Raw genomic sequence first — 20887 nt, forward strand, 5'->3', positions numbered from 1 at the left:
ACCTAATCGCGCTACACTTGAACTAGGTATTGCAAACAGGACAAAACGCAATGAGTGAGCTACGCACGGCCACCTTAGGTGGTGGCTGCTTTTGGTGTATCGACGCCGCCTTTAGACGAGTCAAAGGCGTGCAAGAGGTTTCTTCCGGCTACAGCGGCGGCCATGTTGAACACCCCACCTATCATCAAATTTGTGCCGAAGACACAGGCCACGCCGAGGTGGTGCAGCTCGTCTATGACGAGCAAAAGGTTGACTACCCCACGCTATTAAAGATGTTTTTCGCCCTGCACGACCCCACCACCTTAAACCGTCAGGGCAATGATATAGGCCCCCAGTATCGCAGCGTGATCTTCTATCATGGTGACCAGCAAAAACACCAGGCCGAGCTGGTTATGGAGCGTCTGCAAGAGCACCTGGACGATGCCATAGTCACCGAACTTCTTCCGGCTAAGGAGTTTTACCCTGCCGAGAGTTATCATCAGGATTACTTTAGCGCCAACCCACGACAGCCGTATTGCAATCTGCTTATTGCTCCGAAAATAGCCAAATTTGAGAAGGAATTTGATGCATATTTGGTGTGAGGGTCTGAGGTAAGGCGCGAGCCTTACAAACCCGTTTTGACCTAACACGGAGGCACTGTTTTCCCTATAACCCTCGGTGGATAGAATAAATTTTTTCAGAATATAGATCTTGTCGCGTTGGCGACGACAACTTAGAGGAAATGCTAAGTTCAGTGCCAACAATTCGTCCCTGAAGGCGGGTTCCTGTCGGCATCCATGCCTCCACCTCCTCGCGCTGCGAAGCGGTGCTTCGGTCACTCGTCGCCCCTAAGAACTCCTAGGACACCCCAGCATTTGCTTTATTCTTCGCTTGTCGGTGTTGCCTACGCACCCGGCGAAACTCGGCTATCCCTGCCTCGATTCGCCTAACTTGACCATCCCAGGTCAAGTTGTACTACCAACTCCACCAAGCTCAGCACAAATGCACGGGGAATATGCTGAAGCATCGCATTTCACATTAAGTCTCGCTCAAGCTGTTAGGTGTGAAAGATAAAAGCCATTGCTAGCAAAAGGTTAAGAGATTTGTTATCAATACAAAAAATAATCGAGTAGGGAAACTTGTCTACAGTCTAACGCCAAACTTCCCTCTATTTAATGGTTAGGTTCTATGGAGGGCGTATGAATCCTGAGCTTAAAAATATTTCTGAGCATATTCTTTTCATGGGAACAGGAATCCTATCCCAAGCTCAACGAAACTCTTTGTATACCAGTCATGACTCTCGTTTGGACGAGGGGATATATGGTGTACTTCAAGCTGCGCATGCAGCCGAGCTAATCATTAAAGCAGCGATAGCTGAACAACACCCTTTGCTGATCTTCTCAAGTCTGCCCAAATCAAAAACGGGTGAGGACAGCTTTTTATCTTTAAGTAATTTGTTCGAAAGCGGAAAAACTATTCAGTATTCCGAGCTGCCTGAAAAATTATGGGCAGCTACTGGTTACCGAATTGAAAAGTTGGGCTTATTTAATAGCTTTGGCAAGCTTAGAAATTGTATCCAGCATTTTGCGACACCTGATATTGATCTGCGAACTGAAACATCGAATTTCATCTACCTTGTTATCGACCCTATTTTGGAACACTTTTGGGGGGAGTATGCAGTTGAGTACGTTGATTTAGAAAGCTATGAAGATGACGTCTTTGAGATTTTGAGAGCTCACGGATTAATTATTCGATTTCCTCAGTCCATGGCAAAATATGCAAATAGGGTGTACAAACTCCAGCAAAACATTCAAGAATAACTTCCAACGCTTTGTACTTTCAGTTCAAGGTGAGTTTCGTGTTTTAGATGCAATGGTTTGGGCTAGTAGCTGCGCAGCTAACTCCTTAACGCGGCGTTATAAACAACCAATTCCACCATTTACCTACTCAACGTACTCCTCAAAACCTACAGGTATCGCCCCTTCCCGTTTGGATTCGCGCTGGAGAAATCGGCTTTTGTTGTGGAGCGTGCTTGAGACAACGGAGCATGGATGCGAAGTTAGGTTTACCGAGGTAGGACACCTCGTTAAACCGTGTCGAAGCTAAGCGGAACGCTTAACAAAAAACCGAGTTCGCAAGCAATAGCGAATCACGGGTTCGCGGAGTTTCCAAAGAGGGGCGACGAGTGACCGAAGCATCGCTTCGCAGCGCGAGGAGGTGAAGGCATGGATGCCGACAGGACTGCAGCTTCAGGGACGAATTACTTGTAGCCGAGTTAATTTGCCCCTCTTCAGTCGCTCGTCGCCAACGCGACAAGATCTATCAGTTAAAGCAAATGTCGGCGGCCCAATAGCAATTGTCAGGTTGAAACCTGACCTACAGGTATCGATCTCCCCGTTTAGGTTCGCGCTGGAGAAATCGGCTTTTGTTGTGGAGCGTGGAGTTGATAGCGAGGCACGATGCCGAGCTAGATTTATCAGTACATGGATGTGCTGTTAAATCGCATCAAGGACTAAGCGGAGCGCTTAACAAAAAACCGAGTTCGTAAGCATTAGCGAATCACGGGCGCCTCGGGGTTCCAAGGGGTGGTTGGCGTAAACCACCCCTTGGTTGCCGTCGCCAACGCGACAAGATCTATCAGTTACCGCTACTGTCGGCGGCCCGACAAAAAAAGCCTCCTTTCGGAGGCCTTCATCAATTACAGCGATAAACTCACCCCTGCATATACCTTGCGCTCGGCGCCGATATATTCAGAAGTAATGGCACCCGTGGTCCAGTCCGTGGCGGCAACATTGGTGACGTATTCCTTATCGGTCAGGTTTTCAATGGCAAAATCGAAGCTGATATTGTCCACCAGCTGATAACGCGCATTCACATTAAGCAAGGTGTAGCTTGGCAAATGAGTACGGTAATAGCTTACGCGATCCGAGCGGTACTGCAGCTGGGCGCCCACATACCACTTATCAAATTCCTTCCCCAGACCCCAGTTAAAGGTGCGCTTGGCACGCAATACCAGGTCTTCACCTGTGTTGTCGTCCTGGGCATCCACATAGCTGAAGTTCAGCGTATGGTTAATGCCAAACCAGTCCTCAACTTCGGCGCTCAACTCAACGCCTTCAAAACTGGCTTTATTGATGTTTTCCGGGCCATTAAAGCCCCAGTCGATAAGGTTATCGAAGGTATTTTTATACACAGCCACATCGTACTGGCCGCCGGCGATATTCAGGCGCAGGCCAAGTTCGGCATTGGTCGACTCTTCCGGCTGCAAGTCTGGGTTAGCACCCCAAATTGAGCTGGCATCGTTAAAGGTCGGGGCCTTAAAGCCGGTGCCGTAGCTGGCGCGTAAGGTAGCGATATCGGCGAAAGGGACGCCAAGCGCCAGATTATAGGTCGACTCGCCACCAAACTCGCTGTGATCGTCGTTACGTACCACGGCATTGCTGCTAAAGGCGTCATGAAGATAGTAGGCCCCCACATACACACCCTTGTTGCTCTGTGTTTCGTTGACAAAACCGGACTGCGGTTGACCCTCAAGGGCGTAGGCATTGATGGAATCACCCACATCCTCATAGTAATAATCCAGACCCGAGCTGATAGTCAGGGCGTCATTTAGGGCGATATTTAGCTGATAACCCAGCTCGTCACGCTCGGTAATGTACTGATTGGCCTTATAACCCGGGTACGGGTTTTTCAGGGTGTTGAAGTTGTCATCCTTCACCAAGGCTGTTTTTAAGGTATGGGCATAACGACCGTGGGCTTTTTGCCAGCCCAGTTGCAGATGGTAGTTTTCAAACTTACTGAAATCACTGCTGGTGCCGTCATACTCTACTTCCGCATCGCTGTATTGACCAACAAACTCCAGCTTACCTAAGGTATCAAAGTCATAACTCAAGCGAGCACCGATATTTTGGTTTTCATAACCGTCGCGATCCGGGTCCTGGCCTGTGGTCACATTGTAGCCATCGGTTTGTTCATAACCCAGGTTAATGGCGCCCTTAAAAGCACCTTGGGTCAAGGCATAGGCACCTTGAACATTCACATAGTTATCGCTGCCGCTCGATACCGACAGAGTTTTGCTGTCGCCATTGCGGGTGATGATGTTGATCACCCCGGCCAGAGCATCTGAGCCGTACCAGGCTGCACGGGCACCACGGATTATTTCCACCCGCTCTATGCTGTTAAGCGGCAGGGTTTCCAAGGCCTTGTAGCCGAGGCTTGCGGAGCCAACGCGGACACCGTCAACAACTACCAGAGAGTGACGACTGGCAGCACCGCGAATAAATAAGCTGCTGGTTTGTCCTTGACCGCCGCTGCGGACAATATCGATACCGGCATAGTTGGAAAGCAATGCGGGCAAGTCGCGCACACCGGTACGTTCAATATCATCGCGGGTGATCACATTAACGCTGGCGAGCACCTGCTCAAGCGGCTGTTCAAACTTGTTGGCCGTGACCGTGATATGTTCGATTGTCTGTGACTGAGCCGCCACAGATGCAGAGAAAAGTGCCGCCAAAGACAACGCCACAGGGGTTTTGCTATACATGTAGATCCCTTAACCCGCGCCCACCGCACAGGATTATTCTTGGTTAGATAAGCGTTATGGCCGGTCTCCGGACTGATTGGCGAGTGCCAAAATCACCGTTGCGGGGGCAGCGTAGGATTCACACCTACTTCCCGATTATCCCTGAGCTCATTCCCACTGGGCGAGATCTGCAAGGCACCATAACAAGGCGGTGTTATTGTGCGTAGTAAGGAGGGGAAAGTCAATGGACGTCTATACATCCATTGACGAAATAATTACAAGCCTAGAATTGGGCTGTTTAGTCGCGGAAGTTTTTGAACTGGAAAGGCTGGCCTAGATCGGCTCCGCGCACGACTTGCATGGCGGCCTGAAGGTCGTCGCGCTTTTTACCCGTTACGCGAACTTCTTCGCCTTGGATAGCGGCTTGCACCTTGATCTTGCTGTCTTTAATGGCTTTTACCAGCTTTTTGGCCACTTCTTTGGAGATGCCCTGCTTCATAACCACCTTGCGGGTCACGTATTTACCATGCAGGTCGGCTTTTTGAATCTCAAAGCTGTTCACATCAAGACCACGCTTAGATGCTTTGCTGGCGAAAATATCAAACAGCTGCATGACTTGTTGCTCGGCTTCGGCAGTCAGTTCTATTTGCTCGTTATCAAGCTCAATTTTGGCGTCAACACCACGAAAATCAAAACGCGTTTCCAATTCACGCTTGGCATTCTCAACGGCATTTTTGGCTTCGCTCATATCAATTTCAGAGACGATATCAAATGAAGGCATGGGGCTCTCCTAAACTTAAATTTTTGTGATTATACCCTGAGATTTACAATTTTGTGCGTTAGTACACGGTGAATTCAGTTTTTAGTTTGTTATACTGCCTGCGTTTTCACCAGATTTTAAGGTAGTAATAGTGACGCGCCGTGTCTATAAGGGTTTGTTTTTAATTAGCCTTGTTGTATTTACTTTGCTGTTTACCAAAGAAGTTAAAGGCGCGGCAGTAAACCTGTTTCCGCATATTGATAAGGTCGCCCATTTTGGTATTTTCTTTATCCTCGCCTTTATTATGGATAAAGCCTTTAAAATTCCCTTTATCATCCAAGTCATTCTGCTTTGTCTCTACGGTGCCGCTATCGAATGGATGCAAGGTGTACTGCCCCATCGTCAGGCCTCTGTCGCCGACTTTATCGCCGATGCCTGCGGTGCCGCCAGCTACTTTGTTCTGCATTATATTTGGCAAACACAATGGCAAAAAAAGAACAGTTAACGCCAGTGTATATCCTAGGCCCGGGCGCTCTGGGCCTGGCCTTTGCCAAGCTTTTTAGTGATCACCGCCCAGTCACGCTATTGACCAAGACCCACCACCCACACCAGTATCAATATACTTATCAAGCACATAGCGAGCACTTACAGGTGCAGTGTATCCCCTCTCCCTCAGGGGAGCAGGCGCCACAACAACAAATAGGCGAGCTGTGGCTTTTTACCAAGGCGCATCAGGTTCTTGAGGCGCTTCCCCCACTGCTGCCGGCATTAAAAAATAACGCAAAAATAGTTATCAGCCATAACGGCATGAGTGATTTAAGAGCGCTAAATCAACTTCTGGGGCCAAATCAGTCACTGTATTTTATGCTTACGCAACAAGCGGCCTATAAACCAGCGGCGGATAAAGTGGTGCATGTAAGCCAAGGTCTAAGCACACTTGGCGCCGCCAACAAGGCCGCTGAAAAATCTTTAGCGCGCCAGTTACCCCTGTGGCAACAGCAAATACCGAATCTGGTGAGCAGTGATAATATCCACCACGCCCGCTGGCAGAAACTGCTGGTTAATTTGGCTATTAATCCGGTGGCCACCTGGCAGCAACAACGCAATGGCGCCCTGCGTGCACCCGAGTACGCCAGCGATATTATGGCGCTGGTGCATGAAGCCATCACTGTAGCCAAGGCTCAGGGCTTGGATTTTTCGTTAGTTCAGGCGCTTAATTTGGCCTATAAGGTGATGGCGCAGACAGCGGAGAACCGCTGTTCCATGCTGCAAGACAAGCTGTTGGGAAGGGAAACGGAAATAGACGCCATGTGCGGCTATGTATATAAAACGGCGCAGCAATTAGGCTTGGCTGCGCCGGTTAATCAGCTTTATTATCAGCGTATTAAGGGCGATACACCTTAACGGTTTTAAAGCCATTTTCATGCAGGATCAGCGCCTGCAACTGGCTCATCACGCCCTTGGCACAGTAAAGGTAATATTCCTTATCCTGTGGCAAGTCGCCGAACTTAGTGGCTAGACGGAAAAACGGCAGGTGTACTACCTCAATGCCATCAAGCTCAAGTGGGTTGGCATCTTCTTCCTCAGGTGAACGAATATCGACCACCACGGCATCTGCAGGCAACTGAGATACGGACTCAGCTTCTTTCACCTCTTCCTTGGCCTGGGTTTCAATATCGCGCACGTCCATAATGGTGGCATTGGCGACAACCGTATCAAGTATCTCAAAGTCGAAGTTTTGCTCTTGTTTTTCAATCACATCAAGCTTGGCTTTAACCGTAGGCTTGCGTGAAATCACACCACAGTATTCAGGCATGGCTTCGGCCATTTCCGCAGTGCCTATGGCACGGGCGATATCGATGATCTCTTGCTTATCATGCTGAATAAGCGGACGCAGGATCAGGGTATCGGTTACACGGTCAATCACGCTCAGGTTAGCCAGGGTTTGGCTTGAAACCTGACCTATGCTTTCCCCGGTTACCAGAGCTTGAACACCCAACTTTTCGGCGACCTGACTGCCGGCTCGCATCATCATGCGTTTAAGCACCACACCCATTTGCGAGTCTTCGATATTTTCCAGGATTTCAGCCACCACGGGCTCAAAATCCACGGTAATAAACTTCACCTTATGGGTAGAGCTAAAACGTGACCAGATATAATGGCTGGCTTGCTTTACACCGATTTCGTGAGCCGCACCACCTAGGTTAAAGAACAGGAAGTGAGTACGGGCACCTTTGCGGATCATTTGGTAGCTGGCCACTCCCGAGTCGAAGCCGCCGGACATCAGCGACAACACGTCTTCTTGCGTTGGCAACGGGAAGCCACCCATGCCCTTGTGGGCGTGAGTTACTATGTAGGCGCGCTGGTCCTTGATTTCAATCTTAACCGTTACTTCCGGGCGACTCAGTTTTACCCTAGCCCCTTCAACGTGCTGGTTTAAGCCGCCGCCTACATATCGCTCCACATCGGTAGAGGTAAAGTCATGCTGACCCTGGCGCTTACAGCGCACGCAGAAGGTTTTACCGGCGATTTGGTCGGCAAGTAACAGCTGCGCTTGCTGATAGATATCATCCAGGGTGGTAAATTCCACCTCGGTGACCTCGTTAAACAGCACGATACCGGGAATACGCCCCAAGGCGTCCGCCATCTCGGCACGCACCGCATCATCAGCGCTCAGCGATTCTACCGTGAGGTTATCCCAGTTGTTGCGTACCTTTACCTGCTCATCAATGCGACGCATCATGATCTTAATGTTGTTTTCCAAAACCTTGGTAAAACGCTTGCGAACAGACTTACTCTTGATCGCAATCTCTGGGTGCAACTTAACAATAAACTTGATCATGACTTACTCGTAGCGGCTCAATATCGGCCAACGGCTAACGGGGAAAATACCCATTTCCGCGACCCTGGATTCAAAGCGCGCGATTATAGCAAAACCACGCGCTTACGGAAATAATAGCGAAGATGTTACGCAAATGCGGCCTTGCGCCGCTAGAGGTTATCCTGACGCTGCTGATAGGTTTGCTTTAATGCCGCTAATTGTTCACGGCCGGCATCGGTCGCAAAGGCAGAAAACAGGGTAATAACCTTGAGCAGGCCCTGATAAATATCGCCGCGATTAAGCTCGCCACTTTGGCGTCTGGCCTTGATATAGGGCGTCCAAAAGCTCACCGTCAGTTTCAACATATGGGTCAGCTCAGCCGCATCTTCATCGGCAATGGCAATAATGCCCTTGCTGTTAAGTACCAGAACTATGTCTTTTACCTGCTCAAACAAGCGTTGTTGAAATTGAATATAGTCGGCCTTTAATTCCGCATCGCGGGCGAGAATGTCGGTCATATTGTCGTAGAAGAAATGGAAGTTCCACATCAGCTCGAACAAGGCATCAAAATAATGGGTTAACTGACTCAGGACTTCGACATCGTCTTGTAGCGGCTTGAACTGAGTGTCTAGGTGCTGACGATAAAGCACAAAAATATGCCTTAAAATATCTTCTTTATTTTTAAAGTGATAGTAAAGATTACCCGGGCTTATGCCCAAATGGGCGGCGATATGATTGGTGGTGATGGCGCGTTCACCGTGGCGATTAAACAATTCAATGCTCGCCTGAATAATGCGTTCCTTAGTACTCATGTTTACTTCTACCCAGCTTTTTATCCTTAGCAGTATAAACAATCTTGGCTTGGCTGAACAATGACTCCTTATTTGTCGCCGATTTGGGGCTGGCAACATGGGCAAAGATTGTTAAAATGCGCCCAGCACCTTAAAAGAATGAGAACGATAATGAAGGTAACCGCACTCTATCCTGGCACCTTTGATCCTTTGACCAATGGCCATTTGGATCTGATTGAACGCGCAGCAAAAATGTTTGACAGCGTGATAGTGGCAATCGCCCACAACCCGAACAAAAAACCCTGTTTTAGCCTGGATGAGAGAGTCGACCTGGCACAAAAAATCGTTGCCCATTTAGATAATGTTAAGGTTATTGGTTTTACCGGCCTGCTAGCGGATTTGGCCAAAACCCAGAACGCTAATGTGTTGGTACGGGGTATTCGCGCCGTGTCTGATTTCGAATACGAGTTTCAGCTCGCCAATATGAATCGCAGATTGAACCCCGACTTAGAAAGCGTGTTTCTTACCCCTGCAGAGGAAAATACCTTTATTTCCTCAACCCTAGTCAAGGAAGTCGCATTGCATGGCGGCAATGTATCAGAGTTTGTTGCCCCCGAAGTGGCGGCGGCATTAAAGGAAAAATTATCAAAATGACCCTATTTCGCTGTGCGCTAGCTCTTAGCGCCCTGTTTTGTGCTGCCCAAGTGCAGGCAAGTCCCTGGATTGAACCCGACTCGGCGCTGCTACGCAGCTCCATTGATATGCTGGTAAATCAAGGCGTGATCAAGCGCCCCGTTAATACTTATCCGCTGATGTGGAAAGGCATTGCCGGCGATTTACAAAGCGTGTCGATACAGGATTTAACGCCGCAGGCGCAATTTGCCTATCAACATGTACAACATGCGCTTAAATACGCCCAGCAAGGCACGGTTTCCCGGGTGCGTGTCTTTACCAATTCTGAGCCGCACACAATTCAGGGCTTTGGCCCGCGCAATCAGGCTAAAAGCGGTATTGAAACCAGTGGCAGCCTGACGGGTAAAACCGCCAGCGCCAAGGTCAGCGTCACCTATCGTGACGACAGCAACGACGGCGAATATGTTAATTACGATGGCAGTTACGTCGCCGCCCTGTTGGGCAATTGGTCCGTAAGCGCCGAGAAAATTAACCACTGGTGGGGACCCGGACAGGAAAATGCCCTGGTGCTATCGAACAATGCCCAGGCCATGACAGGCGTGCGCCTGACTCGCCACGATACCAATTATTATGGCCCAAGCTGGCTGGCCTTTATCGGTCCCTGGAACTTCACCGCCATAGCCGCCAAGCAGCAAAGTCAGGTGAGTAAAATTGATGAAGAAAAAGTCGAAGACGGCGACTTTTGGGGCTGGCGCTTAAGCGCAACTCCTATTCAAGGTCTTGAGCTTGGCCTAAGTCAAACCAAGACTGAATGGTTACACTTTCCCGAGTCTATTGGCGACCTAGTTATTGATGAGGTCGCCGATGAGCAAAAGCTCAGTAGCCTAGATATTAAATACTCCACCTTGCTTGGCACACTGCCTCTGTCCATCTATGGCGAGTATGCCGGTCATATCGAATCGGCTCTGATAGCCGAAGACGGCGCCCTGACCTTAGGAGCGCAAACCCATTATGGCACGGAGCAGGCACTGCTCAGCGGTTATATCGAATACACGGATACCGGCAGCGAGTGTGTGTCGCAGTTACCCGAGTACAACTGTAACTATGGCAATTTGGACATAGCCCAAGGCTACCAGCATAGAGAGCAGAACCTGGGACCGGCCATAGGAGCGGACGCCGAAGCGCTGACGCTGGGCGCCACTTATCATCGTATTGGCGGCTATGGTGCGCATTTAAAGCTTGGTCGCATCGAAAAGGAGTATCTGGATACGGATATTTCTCGCCTAGAGATCGGCTATCAGCAAGGCGTATTAGGCGCTTTGGTCAATATCACCGGCCACCTATGGCGAGAGTCGAACGACCTTGACTCCGATACCCACTCAGCCGTGAGCCTGGCGCTGGAATACCGTTTTTAACAAACGGCCAGCGCGGCACAGGCCGAGAAAGTCCCGGTTAACCACCAGCACTATTATCATCAAGGCATCATTCAAATTGATGCCTAACGAATACAGAGTCCACAGCCACCAGGGTTCGTAGTTACCCGCTACGCCCAGATCTAAATACATTGCTATATGCAAAATTGCATTGAGCACCAAGCCCACAGCACAATAATATAAGGCAGGAATTTTCTCCCGCTTTCTTTGCACCACAAACAAAGCGACCAAGGTCAACAAATCGGCACTAGCCCAGAAGGGATATACGTAAGTCACATCAATAACAGAAGTGATGAAATAAGAAAGGTTAATGGTCAGGCAGAGCCATAAGGGCGAGCGCGCGCGATAACCAACCTCGGAGTAACTGACAAGGTTAAACAGCAACGCCATCATAAACCCCCAATTTACGAAGGTACTTAGTAGCTGAGCTAATTCTCCACTGGCAAAAAACATCTAATCCAGGCCTTTATTTTAATTATTATCTCGCCCTACATAGGCTTTTAACCCCAGCCCAAACGATAAGATCTGATATCACACAACTTAAGAAGTCTAAGACTTTAGTCGCTGCATTCGAGTTGGATGCACAAATCAAAGGGTTGAGAAATATAACACCTTATTAACAGAACAACTAGAAACACCGCATCGATTATTGCGAATACCTCAAGCATAAGTGGTAGCAAGGCTATTAAATATCAATTTATAAGTTGTTGGGGGCAGGAGCAGTGTCAACCGTATTGAGTATGGGTTATCCCTATTAATCAAGGCATTAAATGTCGGGCTATGTCTTCGTTGCGAGAATAACTTTTAATGGAAGAGTCATTGTGATTGATTCTCGCTAATAACGAATTAGAGCAATGGTGCACTCTATTGTATCTGAAAGGTCCGAGGGTATTTATTTAGAAGTGACGATTTTTTGGCTTGAAACTTGTCTTTTCACATAGTCTTTAAGCGTAATAAAACCAAGAATATCTCGATCAACGATTAGCGCAACTATCATTAACAAGTCTGATAAGTTTATGCCTATAGAGTAAAATCCCCACAACCACCATTTTTCTCGATTGTCTAACACCACAATATCCAAATGCATCAGTAGGAGTAGGATTGAGTTAAATATCAAGCCCGCTACGGCATAGATAACTCCAGGAGAAGGCTTGGCTTTTTTGAAGAAAAACACAGGCAAGATAACAAGCAAAGTGACTAGATCGTAAATAAGCCAGGTTTTGTACACTTCTGAACCGCTAAAAACGCTATTAAAGTGATCACTCGTAAAATAAGACGAAAACATGACGATGCTAACAAAAAGAAGTTTAAAATCTTCCTTAGCCTTAAAAGCTATTAGCATTAAATTGAAAAACATAGCCATCAGAAAGCCCCAAACCACAAAGCCTCCCATAAAAATAACTAAGCTTTTCTCAAAGAACATCCGTCATCTCACTCTTAGTTCTCTTTCTTCGGTGGACCGAGAACCACATCAGCACCACAGCGCTGGATATTAGCTTCGCTTAGGATTAGCGCACTAGTTGAGCAAGTCACTGTATCAGATTGCAGTGCCTAAACGCTAGTGGTTTGCGTTGTATGCTTTTGAATTTGCTGGTGTAATTTTTTAAACTCAGATTTGAACTTGTGTGCTGGTATTAACTGATTTAGCGATTGATCTGGTCAGAGAGGAACGCGCGCCAAAACTGGCAGCGCGTTCTAGATTTTAAGCAATTAGCTTACAAGGTATCTCGCCTATGGGAACATGCTGGAGGTAGAAGTCCATGGCCACCTCATCGCAATTCGCCTTGCGCAGACAAAGTTCACAGTCTTTCATTACCTTCTCAGGTAAGCTGTCCTTACTGCTTTGCTCGAATCCAAGTTTAGCGAAGAAGTTGGGGACACGAGTTAAGACTATCACCCTTTTCAGCGCCAATTTTTTGGCTTTTACAAGCAAGTGATCCACCAGCATACGCCCCTGTCCTTTGACGCCACAATCCGGATTGACTCCCAGCGAGCGAATCTCCGCCAAGCCGGTATCATAGATATAAAGCGAAGCACAGCCGGTGACCTTACCATTGACCTCGGTAACGGCAAATTCATTGATCGAGTGCACCATATCGCTTTTGGCACGCGGCAAATTTTCACCGACCTTGGCCCAATACTGGATCAGCTCGCTAATGGCTTCAACATCATGCAAGTTGGCGTCACGCACGGTAATAGTGTGCTGTTGCTGTGCATGCTTAATGGCATGGGCAACCTGCTGCGGCGAGGTGCCACCCAAGGCCTTACGTGCCTGCAGGCACGCATCCAGCTCAAGTACCGGATACACATCTTCTTCGATAACACTGCTCACCGCCTGGAATTGCTCAAGGGTCAGCTGTTCCAGGTTTTTACCTTCGCCTATGGCGACCTGCACCAATTGACCGACGATATGATGTCCTTCACGGAAAGGGATCCCCTTAGCAACCAGGTAGTCCGCCAGCTCGGTAGCATTGGCATGGCCGCCTTGGGCCGCTGCTCTAGTTCTCTCACCATTGACCTTAATGCCGTTGATGCAGGATTGCGCCATATGCAAACAGGCCAACCAGGTTGGCAGCGCATCAAACAAGCCTTCCTTGTCCTCTTGCATGTCCTTGTTATAGGCCAAGGGCAAAGATTTAAGTGTCATCATCATGGCACTCATGGCGCCAAAAACCCGTCCGGTTTTACCACGGATCAGCTCCAGGGCATCTGGGTTTTTCTTTTGCGGCATCAAGGACGAGCCGGACGTGACGTTATCCGCCAGCTCCACAAAGCCCGCCTCACCTGAGTTATAGAAGATCAAATCTTCAGCAAAACGCGACAGATGCAGCATGGAAATCGACGCCGTGCTTAACAGTTCAACCACAAAGTCCCTGTCCGACACTGCATCCAAACTATTGCGCGTTGCCTGAGCAAAGCCAAGATCCTGAGCCAACAACTCACGGTCGATGGCATAAGCAGTACCGGCTAAAGCACCGCTGCCCAGTGGACATTGATCCATACGCTTAACCGCATCTTGTAGACGGCTGGCATCACGCTCAAGCATTTCCACATAGGCCATACACCAGTGGCTAAAGAGCACCGGCTGGGCCCGTTGCAAATGGGTATAACCAGGCAGAACCGTTCCAAACTCCCGCTCTGCCAGGGCAAGTAGCGACTGCTTGGTGGCAATAAGGGCATCGGCAATGGTGCTCGCGGTTTGCTTACACCAGAGGCGGAAGTCGGTGGCCACCTGATCATTCCGGCTACGTCCGGTGTGCAACTTCTTACCCAGGTCGCCTACCTTATTGATCAGCGCCGCCTCAACATGCGAGTGAATATCTTCTTCGCCGCTGAGGGCAACACTATCAGGGTTTGCCTGAACCTCTTCAAGCAGTTCATACAATGCCGCCACCAAACGCTGGTGCTCGTCATCGGTTAACACGTTAACGCGGTTTAACGCCCCCGCCCATGCCACAGAGCCGATAATGTCTTGCTCCGCCATCACATAATCAAACGGCAAAGAATCGTTAAACTGTTTAAATGCTTCATCCGGACCCGATGAAAACCGTCCGCCCCAAAGTGCCATTGCCTTCTCCTACCTTACTTCTTCAACGCCGCTATTCTGCTTGATAGCGAGAACAAGCGAATAAAGCCTTCGGCGTGTGATTGGTCATATACATCATCGGCGCCAAAGGTAGCGAAATCTTCGCTGTATAGGCTGTTTGGTGATTTCTTCTGCACCGCCACAACCTGACCTTTATACATTTTCAACACCACTTCACCACTGGCAAACTCGGCAAATGCCTCGGCCGCTGCCAGAATGCTGTCTTTTAATGGCGTAAACCAACGGCCGTCATAGACCAGGTGTGCAAACTCACCGCCCAGGGTTTCTTTCCACTTACGACTGGCCTTATCCAGAACCAACTCGTCAATGGCCTGCAGCGCCGCCATCATTACTGTGCCTCCCGGAGTTTCGTAACAACCGCGCGACTTCATACCCACCAGACGGTTTTCGACGATATCGACACGGCCAACACCGTGAGGCGCCGCCAGTTCATTCAGCTTCACCAGACACTGATACGGGCTGAGTTGCTCGCCATTTACCGCGACGATCTCGCCTTTTTCGACGCTGATGCTGACCATTTCTGGCTGATCCGGTGCTTGCTCTGGTGAATTAGTCCAGGTCCATACCTGCTCGCTTGGCTGACACCAAGGGTCTTCCAACTCGCCGCCTTCATGAGAAATATGCCAAGCATTGGCGTCACGGCTGTAAATCTTGGTCGCCGATGCGGCACAAGGAATGTTGCGCTCGGCCAGGTAATCAAGCAGGGATTCACGGCTGGAAAGATCCCACTCACGCCAAGGGGCGATCACTTTAAGATCCGGCGCCAGGGCGGCAAAACAAGACTCGAAACGCACCTGATCATTACCCTTACCGGTACAACCGTGCGACAAGGCATCGGCGCCAACCTTACGGGCTACTTCAACCTGGGCCTTGGCAATAATAGGACGAGCCATAGAGGTGCCAAGCAGATAGGTACCTTCATAAATAGAGCCGGTTTTCAATGTTGGGTAGATATAATCGGCAACCATTTCTTCTTTAAGGTCAACGATATGGCACTCAGATGCGCCCGAGGCAATGGCCTTTTCTTCCACCCCTGCAAGCTCTTCTGCGCCCTGGCCCACATCGGCCACAAAGGCAACCACTTCACAGCCGTAGTTTTCTTTTAACCAAGGCACAATTGCCGAGGTGTCCAAACCACCCGAGTAGGCCAATACAACTTTTTTAATAGTGCTCATCTCAAGTCCTTAAAAATTTGGGTTTAATAATGTAACTAACAGGGCGTTTTGTGCATGCATGCGGTTTTCCGCCTGTTGAATAATCTTAGAATAGTCGCTGTCCATCACTTCAGAGGTAATTTCAAACTCACGATGTGCGGGCTGACAATGCAAAACCGTTTGTGCTCCGGTCATATCTAGCAGCTGTTTGTTAAGCTGATATGGCATATATTTTTCTTTTACCTGCTCAAGCGGGGTGGTATCGCCCATGGATACCCAGGTATCGGCATACAGAGCATTGGCGCCCGCAGCCGCTTCCACTCTGTCACTGACCAGAATAGAGGCGCCCTTGCTGGCGGCGATCTGCTCTGCCTGCTTCACAATCTGCGCATCCGGGCTGCTGCCTTTAGGGCATACGGCCACAAAGTCGGTACCCAAAGTAGCCGCCAGCAACATCAGTGAGTGAGTGACATTGTTGCCTTCACCTAAATAAGCCAACTTAAGTTGACTGACATCGCCATGCACTTCCTGTAGCGTCAAAAAGTCGGCTAATGCCTGACAGGGGTGGTATAGATCGCACAGCGAGTTCACTACTGGCTTGGAAGAAAACTCGCCCAGCTCTTCAAGCGTTTTATGCTGGTTAACCCGAGCCACAATGGCATCGGCCCAGGTGCTGATATTCAGGGCAAAGTCTTTCACCGACTCCCGCGAACCCATGGCGCCGTTTTGCTGGTCAAGATACACCGCATGGCCGCCGAGTTTGTTTATGCCGATATCAAAGCTCAACCGCGTACGCAGGCTCTGCTTTTCAAATAAGGTGACGATAGACTTGCCGGCCAGCGCCTGAGCATAATCCTGCGGCTGCGCCTTCATTTTTTGCGCCAGGGATAAAAGCGTTAAAATCTTTTTTTCGTCCAGCTCAAGGCCGGTAATAAAATCTTGTTTCATGGTGTTATCTACATACTAATTTGGGTGCCAACATGCTCTCCTTGGAGCAATGCAATAAGGTTTTCTGGCTTTTGCCAGCTGGAGATATACACACCACGTCGTAAATGCTGGGCAGCAAGAAGGCTGGTCTTTACTTTGACCTCCATCCCGCCCGAGATAACTCCTTGTGCTATCAGGTCTTCGATTTGTGCTTTATCTAGTTGATGCAGGGCTTGACCTTGTTGGTCCAGCACGGCTTCCACATCCGTCATAAAAATAAGTTCGGCGCCAAGTAGCTTGGCGATGGCCGCCGCTGCTTCATCGGCGTTAACGTTGTACCAGTGTCCTTGCTCATCAAAACCAATAGAGCTCACTAGCGCCAAGCGTCCGGCTTCAATAAGCAGGGGTAAAATAGAGTCAGCAGTGGGGATACACTCACCGACCTGGCCCAGTGCCTTTAGCTTTTGCTCGGCGTTAATACCCGCCTCAAACAGGCTCAAGCCCACTGGCTGTAACTTGTTTTTCAGCGCTGCACCCAGTAATTGCTTGTTAGCACAACCGGCCAGGGCGCCGACGATATAAGGCATTTGCTCCACCGGGCTAATACGTAAGCCCTGATGTTTGGCGGTAGCAAAACCTGCGTCTTGCAGCCAGCTGTCAACAAGAGCACCGCCGCCATGGACAACCACGAAATTCGCCTGTTGCTGCGAGCCCAAAGCCACAAAGAGCGCATCAAGCGCCGCGGGATTATTTAATACCGCACCACCGAGTTTGATTACCCAAGTTTTCTTAGTAGTCATCATGTGTTCCTCATACCAAACCGGTGTTAATGGCCAGGCCCGCATTCAGGTTCATACACTGCAGTGCTTGACCCGAGGCGCCTTTCAGTAGGTTGTCTATGGCGGCGCTGACAATCAGCTGCTGCCCTTTTACATGCCAACCAAGGTCGACATAGGGTTGATTTTCTATGCCCTTAATGGAGGCCACCTGATTGGCGCCCAACAGGCGAATTAGAGGTTCGTCGGCCAGTACCTGGTAGGCACTGCTGACATCATCCAGGGTCACACCGGCATTTAAGGTGGCGTAAATAGTGGCCAAAATGCCGCGTTTAAAATTACCCAGATGCGGCGTAAAGAGCACAGGATGCTGCAAAGACTGCTCGATTTCCGGTGTATGACGATGGTTAAACAAACCATAAGGAGCCAAAGAGACTTCACAGAAGTGGGTGCCGATAGCGGCTTTTCGCCCGGCTCCTGTTACCCCAGATACCGCATTGATGATCACCTGCTGATCGCCAGCCAACAAGCCCGCCTGCTGCAAAGGTTTAAGGGCATTTAAACTGGCGGTCGGGTAACAACCAGCCACAGCCACCAACTGCGCGGTCTTAAGCGCTTCGCTGTGCCATTCCGCCAGACCATACACGGCCTGCGCTAACAGCTCGGGATGTTGATGGGTGAAACCATAGAATTCTTCATACAAATGGGCATCGGCAAGACGAAAGCCACCGGATAGATCAAACACTTTCAAGCCATGGGCAAGAAACTGAGGAGCCAGATCTACACTGACTTTATGATCTGTACACAGACACACAGCGTCGGCCTGCGCAGCTATGCTGGCAATCGCATTATCGTCCATGCCTTGCAGCGGCAGATCCACTATGCCCTTATGCTCTGGATACAGGGCACTTAGGGGCTTATGAAGATCCGCACTGCCGGCCGAAACATAACAGCCAACAAGTTCAAAGTGAGGATGTGTTGCGACTAATTTGGCTAGCTCTGCACCGCTGTAGCCACTCGCGCCAATAATTACAATATTCATTAATTACACTCAAAATCAGACAGTAAGTAACGGGCGAGACGCCCGACGAAAAAAATCGAGTACACAAGGGAGATATGTGTACTCGAACTATCGTCGTGACGTTATGCTAAAGAGGTAGTGAACCATTAAACCGAGCCAATATTTATGCTTAAAATGTGAATTGATATTCACTATAAAGGCATTTATATTGTTATGCAATCTTTATGAATAAATATTTGGAATTTATATGTCGAACCCAGACTTTCTGACGCGCTACCAGCAGCTTATCGCCGCCCCCTCGATAAGCTCCCTCGATCCTGCGCTTAGCCAGAGTAACCGTGGCGTTATTGAACTGCTGGCAACCTGGTGCGAGTCCCTGGGTTTTCACTGTGAAGTTATTGAACTGCAAAGCGCCCCCGGAAAATACAATCTGCTGGCCAAACGCGGCAACGGCGCCGGTGGTTTAATGCTGGCCGGGCATACGGATACCGTGCCCTTCGACCAAGGCCGCTGGCAGCGGGATCCCTTTAAGCTTATAGCCGAAGACAACAAGCTCTATGGCTTAGGCAGTATTGATATGAAAGGTTTCTTTGCTTTTGTGCTCAATGCTATTGCCGAGCTCGATAGCAGCAAGCAACAACGCCCCTTATTGTTGTTGGCCACCGCCGATGAAGAAACCACCATGGCCGGAGCTCAAGAGGTGGCCCGTTATCCGGACCTTAAACCCGAGCGCTGTATTATCGGCGAGCCCACCGACATGGTGCCGGTATTTACTCATAAGGGGCATATGACCTCGGCGATTCGCATTGTTGGTAAAAGCGGCCACAGCTCAGATCCAGAGCGCGGCATAAATGCCATTGAAGTGATGCATTTGGTGATTCAAAACCTGCTGAAGTTAAAAGAAGAGTTAAAGAATAAATATTCAGTTCCCGATTTTGCTATTCCCTACCCAACCCTGAACCTGGGTCATATCCATGGTGGCGATAATGCCAATCGCATTTGTGGCTGCTGTGAATTACAACTGGATATGCGCCCACTGCCCGGGCTTAGCATCGCCGAGCTGCAGGCCATGCTGCTTGATGCTACCAAGGATATCAATGCTCGCTATCCAGGCTCTGTGGAGGTTTGGGATATGCACGAGCCCATTCCAGCCTTCGCCGGCACCAAGGACAGCGCCCTGGTAAAACTGGCAGAAAAGCTTTCGCAACAGCAGGCGGTGGCGGTTAACTACTGCACCGAAGCGCCCTTTATCCAACAGCTGGGCTGTGAAACCATAGTCATGGGGCCGGGATCTATCGAGCAGGCGCATCAGCCTAATGAATATTTGGCCATGGAGCGTATCTTCCCTTCACAGCAGATCATAAAAGAGCTTATCTATCAAAGCTGCTGGTAAACAGGCATAAAAAAAGCCCCTCAATGTGAGGGGCTTTGTTATCTAATCAACAAGATTCAAAGGATTACATCAAGCCTAGCTTTTTAAGCTCAGCTTCAACCATTGTATTAGAAAGTGGCACATAACCGTCTTTCTCAACAATTGTTTGACCTGTTTGTGAAAGTACCATTTTAATAAACTCAGCTTCGATAGGCGCAAGCGGTTTATTTGGATGCTTGTTCACGTAAACGTATAGGAAACGTGATAGTGGGTACTTACCAGTAGCAACATTCTCTAGAGTTGCATCTACGAACTTGTCGCCTTTCTTCGCTAGAGGTACGGTACGAACACCAGAAGTTTTGTAACCGATACCAGAGTAACCGATAGCGTTAACTGATGATGAGATTGACTGTACTACAGAAGCAGAACCTGGTTGCTCGTTTACGTTGTTACGGAAGTCACCTTTACAAAGTGCTTTTTTCTTGAAGTAACCGTAAGTACCAGATACCGAGTTACGACCGTAAAGCTGGATGTCTTTAGCAGCCCAGTCGCCCTCTAGGCCGATATCGCCCCAACGGTTAACTTCTTCTGCTGCACCACATTTACGAGTAGATGAGAAAATAGCATCTACCTGGTCGATACGTAGACCTTCAATTGGGTTGTCCTTGTGTACGAATACAGCTAGAGCATCAATCGCTACGCGGATTTCAGTAGGCTTGTAACCGTGACGCTTTTCGAAAGCTTCGATTTCTTTCGACTTCATCTTACGGCTCATAGGGCCAAAGTTCGCTGTGCCTTCAGTCAATGCCGGTGGCGCAGTAGATGAACCAGCCGCTTGGATCTGGATATTTACGTTAGGGTAAATACGCTTATATTCTTCTGCCCAGAAAGTCATCATGTTGGCTAAGGTATCAGAACCTACTGATGAAAAGTTACCAGAGATGCCGCTTGTTTTTTCATATTCTGCGATAGCTTGATCTGTGGCCATCGCCTGACCTGCAGTTAGGGCACTAACAGCAACGCCCATTGCAGCAACTAAGTTTTTAAATTTCATTGGGTTCTCCAATTTATCGTCCCATGTTTCAACTGTG

Annotated in this window: 19 protein-coding genes and 1 riboswitch; of the genes, 7 read left to right on the forward strand and 12 right to left on the reverse strand. The window is 49.1% G+C overall.

All coding sequences use genetic code 11. The annotated features are described in order from the left end of the window. Positions 1 to 50: 50 nt before the first annotated feature. Both msrA and C2M24_RS03700 read left to right on the forward strand, forming a co-directional pair. A complete protein-coding gene (gene msrA / locus C2M24_RS03695; RefSeq protein WP_105213351.1) occupies positions 51 to 581 on the forward strand; it encodes a peptide-methionine (S)-S-oxide reductase MsrA in 531 nt (176 codons plus the stop codon). 597 nt (positions 582 to 1178) lie between these two features. After that, positions 1179 to 1799, forward strand: a complete 621-nt coding sequence (locus C2M24_RS03700; protein WP_105213352.1) for a hypothetical protein — start codon at positions 1179 to 1181, stop codon at positions 1797 to 1799. Between the two features lie 878 nt (positions 1800 to 2677). Here the strand turns inward: C2M24_RS03700 and C2M24_RS03710 are convergent. After that, positions 2678 to 4522, reverse strand: coding sequence for a TonB-dependent receptor domain-containing protein (locus tag C2M24_RS03710; RefSeq protein ID WP_105213354.1), 1845 nt, complete (start codon positions 4520 to 4522; stop codon positions 2678 to 2680). 41 nt (positions 4523 to 4563) lie between these two features. After that, positions 4564 to 4719: riboswitch (cobalamin riboswitch) on the reverse strand. Positions 4720 to 4799: 80 nt separating this feature from the next. Next, positions 4800 to 5282, reverse strand: a complete 483-nt coding sequence (locus tag C2M24_RS03715; protein WP_105199495.1) for a YajQ family cyclic di-GMP-binding protein — start codon at positions 5280 to 5282, stop codon at positions 4800 to 4802. Positions 5283 to 5412: 130 nt separating this feature from the next. Here C2M24_RS03715 and C2M24_RS03720 point away from each other — a divergent pair, with 130 nt between their 5' ends. After that, a complete protein-coding gene (locus C2M24_RS03720) occupies positions 5413 to 5766 on the forward strand; it encodes a VanZ family protein (RefSeq protein WP_105213355.1) in 354 nt (117 codons plus the stop codon). Next, on the forward strand, positions 5745 to 6665 hold the full coding sequence (locus tag C2M24_RS03725; RefSeq protein WP_105213356.1) for a ketopantoate reductase family protein: 921 nt from the start codon (positions 5745 to 5747) through the stop codon (positions 6663 to 6665). Before C2M24_RS03720 ends, C2M24_RS03725 begins: the two co-directional genes overlap by 22 nt. Here the strand turns inward: C2M24_RS03725 and thiI are convergent. Next, positions 6646 to 8103, reverse strand: coding sequence for a tRNA uracil 4-sulfurtransferase ThiI (gene thiI, locus C2M24_RS03730; RefSeq protein WP_105199493.1), 1458 nt, complete (start codon positions 8101 to 8103; stop codon positions 6646 to 6648). The genes C2M24_RS03725 and thiI overlap by 20 nt on opposite strands. 149 nt (positions 8104 to 8252) lie before the next feature. After that, complete coding sequence (locus C2M24_RS03735; RefSeq protein WP_105199492.1) at positions 8253 to 8894, reverse strand: TetR/AcrR family transcriptional regulator; 642 nt, start codon at positions 8892 to 8894, stop codon at positions 8253 to 8255. A 150-nt stretch (positions 8895 to 9044) separates the two neighbouring features. On the opposite strand from C2M24_RS03735, the gene coaD reads away from it, so the two are divergent. Further along, the gene (coaD, locus tag C2M24_RS03740) at positions 9045 to 9527 is read left to right on the forward strand and encodes a pantetheine-phosphate adenylyltransferase (protein WP_105199491.1); all 483 of its coding nucleotides are present in this window, start codon (positions 9045 to 9047) and stop codon (positions 9525 to 9527) included. Then, positions 9524 to 10921: a capsule assembly Wzi family protein gene (locus tag C2M24_RS03745; protein ID WP_105213357.1), complete on the forward strand. Its 1398-nt coding sequence runs from the start codon at positions 9524 to 9526 to the stop codon at positions 10919 to 10921. Before coaD ends, C2M24_RS03745 begins: the two co-directional genes overlap by 4 nt. Here the strand turns inward: C2M24_RS03745 and C2M24_RS03750 are convergent. The 7 genes from C2M24_RS03750 to argC all read right to left on the reverse strand — a co-directional run bounded on the left by C2M24_RS03750 (position 10886) and on the right by argC (position 18445). Then, positions 10886 to 11332: a hypothetical protein gene (locus tag C2M24_RS03750; RefSeq protein WP_158683685.1), complete on the reverse strand. Its 447-nt coding sequence runs from the start codon at positions 11330 to 11332 to the stop codon at positions 10886 to 10888. The genes C2M24_RS03745 and C2M24_RS03750 overlap by 36 nt on opposite strands. Positions 11333 to 11831: 499 nt before the next feature. Continuing rightward, complete coding sequence (locus C2M24_RS03755) at positions 11832 to 12362, reverse strand: hypothetical protein (protein WP_105199488.1); 531 nt, start codon at positions 12360 to 12362, stop codon at positions 11832 to 11834. 279 nt (positions 12363 to 12641) lie between these two features. Then, positions 12642 to 14507 carry an argininosuccinate lyase gene (gene argH / locus C2M24_RS03760; protein ID WP_105199487.1) on the reverse strand — a complete coding sequence of 622 codons (1866 nt, stop codon included), beginning with the start codon at positions 14505 to 14507 and terminating at the stop codon, positions 12642 to 12644. Positions 14508 to 14521: 14 nt separating this feature from the next. Continuing rightward, a complete protein-coding gene (locus C2M24_RS03765; protein ID WP_105213359.1) occupies positions 14522 to 15721 on the reverse strand; it encodes an argininosuccinate synthase in 1200 nt (399 codons plus the stop codon). Between the two features lie 9 nt (positions 15722 to 15730). Beyond that, complete coding sequence (locus tag C2M24_RS03770) at positions 15731 to 16648, reverse strand: ornithine carbamoyltransferase (RefSeq protein ID WP_105213360.1); 918 nt, start codon at positions 16646 to 16648, stop codon at positions 15731 to 15733. 8 nt (positions 16649 to 16656) lie between these two features. After that, positions 16657 to 17427, reverse strand: coding sequence for an acetylglutamate kinase (argB, locus tag C2M24_RS03775; protein WP_105199484.1), 771 nt, complete (start codon positions 17425 to 17427; stop codon positions 16657 to 16659). Between the two features lie 10 nt (positions 17428 to 17437). Next, the gene (gene argC, locus C2M24_RS03780; RefSeq protein WP_105213361.1) at positions 17438 to 18445 is read right to left on the reverse strand and encodes an N-acetyl-gamma-glutamyl-phosphate reductase; all 1008 of its coding nucleotides are present in this window, start codon (positions 18443 to 18445) and stop codon (positions 17438 to 17440) included. 226 nt (positions 18446 to 18671) lie between these two features. Here argC and argE point away from each other — a divergent pair, with 226 nt between their 5' ends. Then, positions 18672 to 19817, forward strand: coding sequence for an acetylornithine deacetylase (gene argE / locus C2M24_RS03785; protein WP_105213362.1), 1146 nt, complete (start codon positions 18672 to 18674; stop codon positions 19815 to 19817). A gap of 64 nt (positions 19818 to 19881) precedes the next feature. Here argE and C2M24_RS03790 read toward each other — a convergent pair whose 3' ends face one another. Beyond that, the gene (locus C2M24_RS03790; protein ID WP_105199481.1) at positions 19882 to 20850 is read right to left on the reverse strand and encodes a PstS family phosphate ABC transporter substrate-binding protein; all 969 of its coding nucleotides are present in this window, start codon (positions 20848 to 20850) and stop codon (positions 19882 to 19884) included. Positions 20851 to 20887 lie beyond the last annotated feature (37 nt).

It is taken from the genome of Pseudoalteromonas sp. T1lg22 (genome assembly GCF_002964645.1).
Taxonomy (GTDB): Bacteria; Pseudomonadota; Gammaproteobacteria; order Enterobacterales; family Alteromonadaceae; genus Pseudoalteromonas.